This is a genomic window from Photobacterium rosenbergii, assembly GCF_033022775.1.
GTDB classification, from domain to species: domain Bacteria; phylum Pseudomonadota; class Gammaproteobacteria; order Enterobacterales; family Vibrionaceae; genus Photobacterium; species Photobacterium rosenbergii_A.
The window spans coordinates 1-12,789 of sequence record NZ_JAWJZI010000027.1; the positions used below are offsets into that span (position 1 = coordinate 1).

Sequence of the window (12,789 nt, forward strand, 5' to 3'; positions counted from 1 at the left end):
ATCGCCCATCGCCCATCGCCCATCGCCCATCGCCCATCGCCCATCGCCCATCGCCCATCGCCCATCGCCCATCGCCCGCCTTTCAACAGCTACAGTAAACATCCCCTCCGTCGTTTCTATTTGATGCCATAAAATCGATTGCGCTCCGGTTTCTGGCAAAACCCTTTGCTACCATTACTTTCATCGCGGGGCATACTACACTTTCCTTTGTGCTGTAACAGACAGAGAAATGATTATGAGTGAAGTACTGCTGGCGCTGGTCGCCGGGTTTATAGTTGGCGTATTGTTTTCCGCGCTTAAACTGCCGATACCGGCTCCGCCGGTGCTCTCCGGGGTGATGGGCATCTTCGGTGTCTATGCTGGCGGGATTGCCTATCAGTGGATAGTCGAGCGGTTTTTTACCTGACGAAATTTGTGCGTTGGGTAAACACATTGTCCACGCTGGGAAACGTATATTTCGTGGTGGCAACAAGGCCTGCTTGGTATTATAGAGCAGCACCATCACAAACTGATTTTCGCTGTTCTGGCCAACACCATCATGGTGTTACCTATCGCTAGGCAAGGCCGGGGCAGCGCATTTGCTGGGAAGTCTTTATGGTCACTTCCCACGCGGTGAAAAGGATATCAATCAGGATAATGCGTGTGCATTGTTTACCTGAGTCTTCAAGGAATCAAGTCCGTAACCCCTTCGACTGATGGCTGGTTGTCGGGATACTGCTTGCGAAAGCGGGCCGTTTGGCGGTGGCGCAATGATTACCGCCAGGCGCATCTATTGCTGGGCAAGATGATTGTTTAGCAGAAATAGCTTGGTAGAAACTAATTGGACTGGAGATAGTCATGAGCGAATTGAAAGCGGCTGCACTACGTGCACTTAAACTAATGGATCTTACCACTCTGAACGACGACGACACGGATGCAAAAGTGATCGAGTTGTGTAAGAACGCGAAGAGCCCGGTAGGCAACACAGCGGCCGTATGTATTTACCCACGTTTTATCCCAGTTGCTAAGAAGCAGCTTCGTGAGCAGGGTACACCAGAAGTACGCATCGCGACCGTAACCAACTTCCCGCACGGTAACGACGATATCGAAATCGCTGTTGCTGAAACGAAAGCGGCTGTGGCTTACGGTGCAGACGAAGTTGACGTAGTTTTCCCATACCGTGCCCTGATGGCTGGTAACGAAGAAGTTGGCTTTGAGCTAGTTAAGCAGTGTAAAGCAGCATGTGGCGATATCATGTTAAAAGTGATCATCGAAACGGGCGAGCTGAAAACGGAAGAGCTAATCAAGAAAGCATCTGAAATCTCAATCAAAGCCGGTGCTGACTTCATCAAGACGTCTACTGGTAAAGTGCCAGTGAACGCAACGCCTGAGTACGCAGAAATCATGCTTAACGTGATTAAAGACATGGGTGTTGAGAAAACAGTTGGCTTCAAGCCAGCGGGTGGCGTGCGCACTGCAGAAGACGCGCAGCAGTACCTAGACATGGCTGACCGCATTCTTGGTGCTGAGTGGGCTGACAACATGCACTACCGCTTTGGCGCATCAAGCCTGCTAGCTAACCTGCTTCACACGCTAGGTGAAGGCGAAAAAGCAGCTGAAGGCGGCTACTAATTCTATTCCAGTAAGGTGGCATGATTGCCACCTTACTTTTAGGTCTCCGACCGCAACTTATCCGTGATGTTTTACTGTTTGGTTCTTGCCTTTTTCCGGCTGTGGAATAAGGACGGGCAGTCTGTACCTGAGAATCATCAAATACCAGGTAAAACGTCATGACCCTACATAAAGAATATCATTGGGGAATACCATGTATTTACCACAAGAAATCATCCGTAAAAAACGTGACAACATCGAGCTAACTGCCGACGAAATTAACTTCTTCATCCAGGGTATCGCCAAAGATACCGTGTCTGAAGGTCAGATCGCCGCTTTCGCGATGGCGATTTACTTCAACGACATGACCATGGACGAGCGTGTGGCACTGACATGTGCAATGCGCGACTCAGGCATGGTTATCGACTGGAGCCACATGAACTTCGATGGCCCGATTGTCGACAAGCACTCAACCGGTGGTGTGGGCGATGTGACATCACTGATGCTTGGTCCTATGGTGGCAGCATGTGGCGGTTACGTACCGATGATTTCTGGCCGTGGCCTTGGTCACACCGGTGGTACGCTGGATAAGCTTGAGTCTATCCCTGGCTACAACATCACGCCAAGCAACGAAGTGTTCGGTCAGGTGACCAAAGACGCGGGTGTGGCAATCATCGGCCAGACTGGCGATCTTGCCCCTGCTGACAAACGTGTTTACGCGACCCGTGATGTGACCGCGACGGTTGATAACATCTCGCTGATCACCGCTTCTATCCTGTCGAAGAAGCTGGCTGCTGGCCTTGGCTCTCTAGTGATGGACGTCAAAGTCGGTTCGGGTGCCTTTATGCCAACTTACGAAGCTTCTGAAGAGTTGGCGAAATCGATTGTTGCCGTTGCCAACGGTGCAGGCACCAAGACCACAGCACTGCTGACAGACATGAACCAGGTATTGGCATCGACTGCTGGTAATGCACTCGAAGTTCGTGAAGCCGTGCAATTCCTAACCGGTGAATACCGTAACCCTCGCTTATTTGAAGTGACCATGGCATTGTGTGCAGAAATGTTGGTAAACAGTGGTTTAGCAACAGATATCGAGCAAGCACGCGAAAAACTTCAGGCGGTACTGGATAACGGTAAGGCGGCTGAGTGCTTTGGTAAGATGGTGGCAGGTCTTGGTGGTCCAGAAGACTTCATGACCAACTACGACAACTACCTGGAAACAGCGGAACTGGTGAAGCCGGTATACGCAGAAACCACAGGTTACGCGTTTGCTATGGACACCCGCGCGCTGGGTATGGCTGTGGTAGGCATGGGTGGCGGTCGCCGTGTGGCTGCTGACACTATCGACTACGCGGTGGGTCTGAGCGATATGATCCGCCTGGGCGATGAAGCCAATGCCGACAAACCTCTTGCGGTGATCCACGCGCGTAACGAAGCGCAGTGGGAAGAAGCGGCCAAGGCTGTGCGTGCTGCGATTACTATTTCTGATCAGAAACCTGAGCCGACACCTGAAGTTTACCGTCGTGTTCGCCCAGAAGATGTTTAATGGAGTCATCATGAAACGTTCTATTATTCTTGTTCTAGATTCATTCGGTATTGGCGCTACGGAAGATGCCGTTAAGTTCGGCGATGTTGGTTCCAACACCCTGGGTCACATTGCCAAAGCCTGTGCCCGCGGTGAAGCGGACAACGGCCAGCGCAGCGGTAAGCTACACCTGCCAAACCTTAACAAGCTGGGCTTGGGCAAGGCGTGTGAAGAGTCTTCGGGCTACTTCCCTGAAGGTCTGGATGCCAACGCGGAAATCACCGGTGCGTTTGCCCACGCGGCAGAGCTGTCTTCGGGCAAAGACACACCATCAGGCCACTGGGAAATCGCCGGTGTACCTGTGTTGTTCGACTGGGGTTACTTCACTGACAAAGAAAACAGCTTCCCGAAAGAGCTGACCGACCGCATCCTTGAGCGTGCAGGTCTATCCGGTTACTTGGGTAACTGCCATGCATCAGGTACCCAGGTATTGGATGACCTGGGCGAAGAGCACATGAAAACCGGCATGCCGATTTTCTACACCTCGGCTGACTCGGTATTCCAGATCGCTTGTCACGAAGAAACATTTGGTCTTGATCGCCTACTAGAGCTGTGCCAGATCGCTCGTGAGGAGCTGGAAGACTACAACATCGGCCGTGTGATCGCCCGTCCGTTCATTGGCCCGGGTAAAGGCCAGTTCGAGCGTACCGGTAACCGTCGCGACCTGTCTGTCGAGCCGCCATCAGCAACGGTTCTGCAGAAGCTAGTCGACGAGAAGCAGGGCGATGTGGTGTCGATCGGTAAGATTTCTGATATCTATGCAGGCTGCGGTATTACCAAGAAAGTCAAGGCAACAGGTATTCCAGCATTGTTCGAAGCGACACTGGAGCAAATCAAGGCAGCGGGTGACAACACTATCGTTTTCACCAACTTCGTTGACTTCGACTCTGCCTACGGTCACCGCCGCGATGTAGCGGGTTACGCTGCGGCGCTGGAATACTTCGATAAGCGCTTGCCTGAGATCATCGAGTTGCTGCAGGAAGACGACGTATTGATCCTGACTGCCGACCACGGCTGTGATCCAACATGGGAAGGTACTGACCATACCCGTGAACACATCCCTGTCTTGGTGTCTGGTCCGAAAATCGCTGCGGGCTCTCTGGGCCGCCGTGACACGTTTGCCGACATCGGCCAGAGCTTGGCAGAGTACTTCGGTATCTCTGACATGGAATACGGTAAGTCATTCCTGTAACAGGAAAGGGCAGGTGAATCCTGTCGAAAAATACGATTCTTTGCATTGTTTCGGTCTATATTTGTCCTAGATCGAAACAGTGTTTGCAAGACAAGATTACATTGAGTTGGTAATGCAAAAAGACCAACAGATGACAGAAAGGAAATAATGATGGCTACTCCTCACATTAATGCTGAAATGGGTGACTTTGCAGACGTAGTACTGATGCCGGGTGATCCGCTACGTGCCAAGTACATTGCAGAAACGTTCCTGGATGACGCGAAAGAAGTGTGTAACGTACGTAACATGTTCGGTTACACAGGTACTTACAAAGGCCGTAAGATCTCTGTAATGGGTCACGGTATGGGTATCCCTTCTTGCTCTATCTACGCAACTGAGCTGATCAAAGACTACGGCGTGAAGAAAATCATCCGTGTGGGTAGCTGTGGTGCAGTACGTGATGACGTTAACCTACGTGATGTGGTTATCGGCATGGGTGCATCGACTGACTCTAAAGTGAACCGTATCCGCTTTGGCGACCACGACTTTGCTGCGCTGGCTGACTTCGGCATGGTACAGAACGCCGTTGACGCGGCGAAAGCGAAAGGCGTAGACGTGAAGGTGGGTAACATCTTCTCTGCAGATCTATTCTACAACCCAGATTTCGACTTCTTCCAGACCATGAAGAAATACGGCATCGTAGGCGTTGAGATGGAAGCGGCAGGTATCTACGGCCTGGCTGCAGAGTTCGGTGCTAAAGCACTGACTATCTGTACGGTTTCAGACCACATCCTGCGTGGCGAAGCGACAACCTCTGAAGAGCGCCAGCTGACGTTCAACGACATGATGGAAATCGCACTGGAATCTGTTCTGCTGGGCGACGCTGACGAAGCGTAAGCAACAGAAGAAAGACAGTAAAAAGGGCTTGCCACTGGCAAGCCCTTTTTTATGGCTGTTAATTTTCTGTCTTGTGATGGCAACGCAATCAGTCGCTCTTGTCATTGCTGAGCAGGATAGGGAAGTGCCATTTTTCCTTGCGGTTACCGAAGGTTATGGCCAGCAAGAAGCCAATAACCATCGCACTGGCGATCAGGGCGCGGATGATATTGGTGATGGCATCGATGTCCGCCATGGTCTCGGCAATCAGTTTGTCATGCTCCAGGGTGATGCGGACAAAACCCACCACTTGCTGCTGGCTCAGGATAGGTTCTATCAATTGCTGGCGACCATAGCTGGCGACTGCCAGTGGCGTAGACAACCCCGTGACCTGTTTTAGCGGCAGGGCATCTTGGCTTTTGGCCAGCGTCACACCTTCCAGATCATAGATGCTGGCATCGAGCAGCAACGGCTCTTTGGCCAGTTGCTCGACTAGCTGCTGAAGCCGGTCTTGGTTCTTCTCAATCACATCCGCTGCTGCGGTATCGGCGGCTTGGCGCACGACCAAGCGCGAGAGTTGCTGGGTCTGGTCGCTAAGGGTACGGTAGTTTTGCTTGGCGAGATCAGAGCCATACTCAACCATGGTGATCAGCGCTGCAAAGCAGCCAAACAGGATGAATAGCCGCCAGGCTTTTTGGAATTGGGTCTGTTTTTTCTTCATCATATCAGCGGTACATTCAAGACCAATGTCATCTTGGGGCTTGCCCTGGTAATTTGCAATAGGGTAACGTGTGCCAAAGCGTTTACTTTAACATGGATGGTTTGCAAGTGCTCAAAATTAGGAAACATACCTCGTTACTCCAACGATTCCCGGAAGTGGTATCGGCGACGAATCTTGACCGACAGCGTTCAACAACCCTGATTTATGGTCGCTCAATTGATGCCGTCGCGGTTCAGGCGATTGAAGAATCTTATGGCGAGCCGCTGGAGCTGACCGCCGCGTGGAAAGTGGGGCGATACGATTGTCTGCTGTTGGCCACACCTTACTCCCTGTTGCTGGAACAATGTGTTACCCATGCGCAGCTTGATATTGCCGACTTGGGCCAGCTCCCTGATTTGCGCGAGCCGGGTCTGGTGGTGATGGACATGGACTCGACAGCGATTGAGATCGAATGTATCGACGAGATTGCAGTGTTGGCCGGTGTCGGCGAGCAGGTCGCTGAAGTGACCGAGCGGGCGATGCAGGGCGAACTCGACTTCGAACAAAGCCTGCGCCAGCGTGTTGCGACTTTGGCCGGTAGCGATGAGGCTATCCTTGAACAGGTCAGAAGCCAGTTGCCATTTATGCCAGAGCTACGCGAGCTGGTGGCGACCTTGCATCACTATGGTTGGAAGGCGGCGATTGCCTCTGGCGGTTTCACCTACTTTTCTGATCATCTCAAGCAGGAGTTGGATCTTGCTCATGCCCAGTCGAACACGCTGGAGATTGTCGAGGGTAAATTAACCGGCAAGGTATTGGGTGATGTGGTGGATGCCCAAGCGAAAGCGTCGATACTTCGTAGTTTGGCCGAGCAGTATGATATTGCTCCGCATAATACCGTGGCCATCGGTGACGGTGCTAATGATCTGGTAATGATCAATGCAGCGGGCCTGGGGGTTGCCTACCATGCCAAGCCGAAAGTGGAAGACGAGGCGCCTGTTGCTATTCGCTACGCTGATCTGGGTGGGTTGATTTGTATCCTCTCGGTGTCTTTGGTGCCGCAGCAACTTGGCTGGTAGTCTTTCGAGGTTGCTAGCTGTTCAAGGTTGTTCGTATTTCAAGGTAAACAGAGCTCTGGGCTATCAACTCAGAGCTATGTTTCAGAGCCAAGTTTCAGAGCTATGATACGGGTTAGCCGATCACTTGATCTCCAGCCTGATCATTACCTCATCGGTAACATCTTGGATTTCACCGCTGCCAATCACTGAGTTGAGCTCCTGCTCCAAGGCTCTTGCCCGGTGTAATACCAGACGGGCAAGATCCCCTAATTCTTTACCTATCAGTGCCGTCATCGGGCTCAGCACCGGTGCGGCTGTCAATCTCAGAGCCATGAAGCTGCCCGTAGATTTCGCCTGTTTGATATAGGCGATTCGCTCTTCGATAGTCCTGAACTCATCCAGAAGTTTGGCTTCTACTTTGGGGGGCTGACCACTCGTTTGCGCTATCGCGAGATAGAGTTCATGGATATAGGGCTGGTTGATCTCGACCGGGCGCATGGTTTCGGCCAGCATCCTTTTGATCCGGTTTCGGAACAGCGGTTCGAGAGAACAGTTATAGCCATCGGCAAGCTGGCTGAATAATTTGACGTGAGATGGCGGCGGAAAATTACAGCCAACCGCTTTCAACCTGATCTTATGGTCGACCTTCTCGGCAAAGTAAGGAACCGTTTTGAGCCTTGTCAGCAGCATCTGGTGCATAGCCAGCAACAACTCACCTTGCGGCAGTTTCTCCTCGGCCATCACTAACTTATTTTCATTGTGCAGGATAAGCTTGCGCAGGAAGTGCTCACTTTGTGCGGCAAGGGCACCCGAGCCTGTGGTAAGCTGGATATTGCAGTAGTCAGGGCTGATCCGGACGACGCTATAAGGTATCTGGCTCAAAGGCGCATTCTTATTGCTTTTCTGCAATCCCGGGAATGAGATCAACACTTGATCACCACGGCGTAAGGCAACGGGTGCTGAAAGCTTGATATTCAGGCCACGTGTCGAGAAGTCGATACTTTGCCCGGCAACAGGGGCACTGTTGTCTGCGTTGAGGATAACAGAGGTATCAAACAGGTATCTGTCTTCTTTGCGTTGCGGCCTTGGGTCAAAGTATACCGCTTTGGCCGTTGCCACCGGGTTACGGGGATGACGGAAAGCCTGCAGGGTTTTGCTGGGTAGCTGTGGTTTGACACTCAGGCGGTAGTCCTGTTGCGCTTCCTCGTTGGTCAGATCCTGCAATACGCCGACATGGGTCAGCGAGCTGAGTTTGCCGACCATATCCGGCGCGATGCTTTTCAAGCTATCGATATCTTCCTGGTCGATAGGCTGCAGACTCAGGCGCATGACCCGCCAGCTGTCACGCTGCGCCCCGACATGCCAGAATAGCCGGCGCTGCTCGGCATTCATCTCCGGCAGGGCGGCGGAGTAGAAGAAGGTTTTGCCGTCGTGCTCATGGCAGAAGCTATAGAGCAGGGTGCTGGATTGTTTAAGCCCAGCCTTGCCCAAGCTGGCCAGACGATCGGCTGAGATCAAATGGTTGAGCACTGGCTGGTTTCGCTCGTCGTGCCAGTGCGACCAAATATAGCGGTTGTATTGGGTTAGCAGGCAATAGGTCAGCTCGGTGCCTGACAGGAAGATCGGCAGGCTGGTGCTGTGTTTTAGGAAACAGTGTTCGTAACCGCGGGTTCTGATCTGGATGATCTTATCTTCATGGTTATGCCTGGTGCGGTTCTGTGACTGGCTGAGGCCATAGTCGATCACCGACTTGATGAGGGCATTATCGCTCAACAGCTTTAAGCGTAGCCACTTGTAGCTGTCGTTATCCGGATTCTCATCAATACCCAAGATACGGTAGCTCATTCCCTTGACCAAGCGGGGATCACCCAACTGATCAGCCAGCTTGGGAAAGCGGACAACAATCGTCATGCCGAGTTTGTAGTTGAACGCGGCAGGCACTTTGAACTTGGCACCGGAGTAAGATAAATCGGCACTGATCCCGTTGACGACTTGGCTCAGAGGCAGCTCCAAGCTAACCGGTGTGGCGATTTGCCAGCGGTTTTCGTTGCGGGTCAGGTAATGGCCAAACCGGATCAGCGGGGCGACCAGCGGGTTGTCTGGTTGCTCTTCGACTTTAGGCGCCGGCTTGGGCTGCAGTTTGCCTTGCTGGTGCATTACCCGGAAGTTGTTACGGGTGTTCATCAGGGTCTCGTAAAGGCCGACCCGGAACTGGTTACCGAAGGTTTTTATCCGCTTGTGGTAAGTATTGATGGCAACATCATCGAGCCAGTGCTCGCGGCCATTGAGTTGGTAGGGACGGCATTCGCCCTGTACGCGCCCGCGCAGATCGACAGCCTTCATGCAAGGCGACATGATGCGGTGCAATTCCATCTTTAGCTGCAGCCGGGTCGGGCCGTCTTCGCCTTCGGTCATCATCTGGAAGACGTCGTCAAAATCCTCGCTATCGTAAACAGGGATCAGCCTTTCAATCAGTCCTTTGTAATCGTCTAGCACCATAGTTATTTTTGATTATCTCATTCTTCGTTTATTATCGGCATATTTCCTAAAGAGTTGAGCTTTTCTTCAACCTGCAGGCAAGTTCTATTCTACATCCGTTTTCAGGATGTGTTTAACCAAATATATCAAGGTGAGTCATGGCAAAAACCAAGCGGGCCTATGTGTGTAGTGATTGTGGCGCAGACTTTCCCCGCTGGCAGGGCCAGTGTAGCGCGTGTGCGGCCTGGAATACGATAACCGAGTTCACAGTTCCCAAAACCCGTGCGGCGGTGGGGGCGGTATCGGGCGGTGGTGCGAGCAGTTATGCCGGTGCCGCGACCAAGGTGCAGAAGCTGTCGGAAGTCGAGAGCAAAGATCTACCGCGCTACAGTTCGGGCATATCCGAGCTGGACCGGGTATTTGGCGGCGGTATTGTGCCGGGCTCGGTGCTGCTGCTGTGTGGTGATCCGGGAGCCGGTAAATCAACCTTGCTACTGCAGAGTATCGGTTCGGTTGCTGCGACCAAATCGTCGCTGTATGTGTCGGGCGAGGAATCTATCCACCAGATCTCCCAGCGCGCCAAGCGCTTGGGTACCCAGAACCTCGATAACATTAATGTGGTCGCCGAAACCTCGGTGGAGGCGATTATCGAGCACATTCGCGCCCAGAAAGCCGAGTTTGTGATCATCGATTCCATCCAGACCATGACGGTTGCCCATAATGACTCGGCGGCAGGTAGCCCGAGCCAGGTCAAGGAATCGGCGGCGGCACTGACCCGGTTTGCCAAAACCGAAGGGGTCACCTTCATGATAGTCGGCCACATCAACAAAGATTCGAACGTGGCCGGCCCGATGCAGCTGATCCACATTGTTGATGGCCTGTTTGCCCTATCATCGACGGCGGATGAGAAGTTCCGGGTATTGCGTACCTCGAAGAACCGTTTCGGTGCCGATTCCGAGTCATGCTTCTTCGCCATGACCGAAACCGGCATGAAACAGGTCAAGAACCCGTCGGCGATTTTCCTTAGCCGCTCGGACAAGAACCACGCCGGCTCGGTGTGTACCACCCTGTGGGAAGGCACCCGGCCGCTGCTGGTGGAAATCCAGGCCCTGTGTAACAACTCGGTGACCGAGAACCCACGCCGCTTGACGGTGGGTTACGACAACAACCGTTTGGCGATGTCGATAGCGGTACTGGCACGCCACGGCGGGGTGATGCTGTCGGATATGGATATCTTCGTCAACTGTGTCGGCGGGATCAAAATCGAAGAGACTTCGGCGGACTTATCGGTATTGCTGGCGATTTTTTCCAGCTTCAAAAATGCCCCGGTGCCGCAGGATGTGTTGGTGTTCGGTGAGATTGGCCTCAATGCCGATATCCGCCCGGCCGCCAATGGGGTGGAGCGTATCCGCGAAGCGGTCAAGCAGGGCTTTACCCGAGCTATCGTTCCCAAGGCCAATGCCAGCCGTCAGGTACCGGGTATCGAAATCATTGCGGTGGAAGATTTGCAGGAAGCACTGACTGCTTTTGAGCGCGTGGCGCTCTAGCTTCGAGCTCAAGGCGATTTAGTGGCTTTAGACCGCAGAATATAATAGATAAAAGAAAGGGCTGCATGATGCAGCCCTTTGTGTATCAGGAATAACCCGCGAATTACTTCGCGATACGCTTGTATTTGATACGGTGTGGCTCAGCCGCTTGCGCGCCCAACGTTTTCTTCAGCCAGTCCGTGTACTCGGTGTAGTTACCTTCGAAGAAGTTAACCTGACCTTCGTCGCGGTAGTCAAGAATGTGGGTGGCGATACGGTCAAGGAACCAACGGTCGTGCGAGATCACCATGGCACAGCCTGGGAATTCTAGAAGGGCTTCTTCCAGTGCACGTAGCGTTTCAACGTCAAGGTCGTTGGTTGGCTCATCGAGTAGCAGTACGTTGCCGCCGGCTTTCAGCAGTTTGGCCAGGTGAACACGGTTACGCTCACCACCAGACAGATCGCCGATGCGTTTTTGCTGATCGCTGCCTTTGAAGTTGAAGCGTGAGCAGTAAGCTCGCGCCTGGATTTCAAAGTTGTTGATCTTGATGATGTCCGCACCTTCGGAGATCTCTTGGTAAACCGTATTGTTGTCGTTCATGCTGTCGCGGAACTGATCAACAGACGCCAGGCTTACTGTCTCACCCAGCTCAATGGTACCGGCATCTGGCTGCTCTGTGCCGCTAAGCATCTTGAACAGCGTTGATTTACCTGCACCGTTAGCACCGATGATACCGACGATCGCACCCTTAGGCATGCTGAAAGACAGATCATCGATAAGTACACGATCACCAAATGACTTGGTTAGGTTGTTCACCTCGATGACCTTGTCACCTAGGCGCTCACCTGGCGGGATGAACAGCTCGTTGGTTTCGTTACGCTTCTGGTGATCAGTCGTACTGAGCTCTTCAAAGCGTGCCATACGGGCCTTTGATTTAGCCTGACGGCCTTTAGGGTTCTGGCGAACCCACTCAAGTTCTTTCTCGATGGTCTTCTGGCGAGCTTTCTCTTGCGAGGCTTCTTGCTTCAGACGGGCATCTTTCTGCTCAAGCCAAGAGGTGTAGTTACCTTCCCATGGAATACCTTCACCACGGTCAAGCTCCAGGATCCACCCCGCAGCGTTATCTAGGAAGTAACGGTCGTGGGTAATAGCAACAACGGTACCGCTGTAGTCAACGAGGAAGTGCTCAAGCCAAGCCACAGATTCTGCATCAAGGTGGTTGGTTGGTTCGTCAAGCAGCAGCATGTCCGGCTTGTCTAGCAGTAGACGACAGATAGCGACACGGCGACGCTCACCACCTGATAGGTGTTTGATTTTCGCATCCCACTCAGGAAGGCGAAGGGCATCAGCGGCACGCTCTAGTTGCATCTCTAGGTTGTGGCCGTCTTTAGTCTCGATCAGCGCTTCAAGTTCACCCTGCTCTTTAGCTAGCGCATCGAAGTCTGCATCTTCTTCAGCATACGCCGCGTAGACAGCATCAAGACGCGTTAGGGCATCTTTCACATCGGCTACTGACTCTTCAACCACTTCTCGTACGGTCTTTTCTTCATCCAGTACCGGCTCCTGAGGTAGGTAACCTACCTTTAGGCCGGCCTGCGGGCGTGCTTCACCTTCGATATCGGTATCGATACCCGCCATGATGCGTAGCAGAGTCGATTTACCTGCACCGTTCAGACCCAAAACACCGATCTTGGCGCCAGGGAAGAAGCTCAATGAAATATCTTTTAGGATTTGACGCTTGGGTGGGACGATTTTGCCCACGCGCGACATGGTATAGACGTATTCAGCCATATCCGTTTGCGAT

General features: G+C 52.7%; 11 protein-coding genes. 7 read left to right on the forward strand and 4 right to left on the reverse strand.

Going from position 1 to position 12,789, the window contains the following annotated elements; genetic code table 11:
- A partial coding sequence (locus R2X38_RS26845; RefSeq protein ID WP_411185978.1) for a hypothetical protein occupies positions 1-86 on the reverse strand: 86 nt, incomplete at its 3' end.
- 149 nt (positions 87-235) lie between these two features.
- Between R2X38_RS26845 and R2X38_RS25175 the strand changes: the two genes are divergently transcribed.
- The 5 genes from R2X38_RS25175 to deoD all read left to right on the forward strand — a co-directional run bounded on the left by R2X38_RS25175 (position 236) and on the right by deoD (position 5,243).
- Complete coding sequence (locus tag R2X38_RS25175; RefSeq protein ID WP_317525099.1) at positions 236-406, forward strand: DUF1427 family protein; 171 nt, start codon at positions 236-238, stop codon at positions 404-406.
- Positions 407-837: 431 nt separating this feature from the next.
- Entirely contained in the window at positions 838-1,611 is a 774-nt protein-coding gene (gene deoC, locus R2X38_RS25180; protein WP_107301305.1) for a deoxyribose-phosphate aldolase, read from the forward strand.
- Positions 1,612-1,804: 193 nt separating this feature from the next.
- Positions 1,805-3,136, forward strand: coding sequence for a thymidine phosphorylase (deoA, locus tag R2X38_RS25185; protein WP_317525100.1), 1,332 nt, complete (start codon positions 1,805-1,807; stop codon positions 3,134-3,136).
- 10 nt (positions 3,137-3,146) lie between these two features.
- Positions 3,147-4,367 (forward strand): phosphopentomutase, encoded by a 1,221-nt coding sequence (locus tag R2X38_RS25190; protein ID WP_317525101.1) that lies wholly within the window; start codon positions 3,147-3,149, stop codon positions 4,365-4,367.
- Positions 4,368-4,517: 150 nt separating this feature from the next.
- Positions 4,518-5,243, forward strand: coding sequence for a purine-nucleoside phosphorylase (gene deoD / locus R2X38_RS25195; protein WP_107301302.1), 726 nt, complete (start codon positions 4,518-4,520; stop codon positions 5,241-5,243).
- Positions 5,244-5,331: 88 nt separating this feature from the next.
- On the opposite strand, the gene R2X38_RS25200 is transcribed toward deoD, so the two are convergent.
- Positions 5,332-5,946, reverse strand: coding sequence for a YtjB family periplasmic protein (locus tag R2X38_RS25200; RefSeq protein WP_317525102.1), 615 nt, complete (start codon positions 5,944-5,946; stop codon positions 5,332-5,334).
- An 89-nt stretch (positions 5,947-6,035) separates the two neighbouring features.
- Here R2X38_RS25200 and serB point away from each other — a divergent pair, with 89 nt between their 5' ends.
- Complete coding sequence (gene serB / locus R2X38_RS25205) at positions 6,036-7,001, forward strand: phosphoserine phosphatase (protein WP_317525103.1); 966 nt, start codon at positions 6,036-6,038, stop codon at positions 6,999-7,001.
- A gap of 120 nt (positions 7,002-7,121) precedes the next feature.
- On the opposite strand, the gene R2X38_RS25210 is transcribed toward serB, so the two are convergent.
- Positions 7,122-9,479 (reverse strand): PilZ domain-containing protein, encoded by a 2,358-nt coding sequence (locus tag R2X38_RS25210; RefSeq protein WP_317525104.1) that lies wholly within the window; start codon positions 9,477-9,479, stop codon positions 7,122-7,124.
- 137 nt (positions 9,480-9,616) lie between these two features.
- Between R2X38_RS25210 and radA the strand changes: the two genes are divergently transcribed.
- Positions 9,617-11,005, forward strand: coding sequence for a DNA repair protein RadA (radA, locus tag R2X38_RS25215; RefSeq protein WP_317525105.1), 1,389 nt, complete (start codon positions 9,617-9,619; stop codon positions 11,003-11,005).
- A gap of 103 nt (positions 11,006-11,108) precedes the next feature.
- Here the strand turns inward: radA and ettA are convergent, their stop codons facing one another.
- Positions 11,109-12,776, reverse strand: coding sequence for an energy-dependent translational throttle protein EttA (gene ettA, locus R2X38_RS25220; protein WP_317525106.1), 1,668 nt, complete (start codon positions 12,774-12,776; stop codon positions 11,109-11,111).
- Positions 12,777-12,789 lie beyond the last annotated feature (13 nt).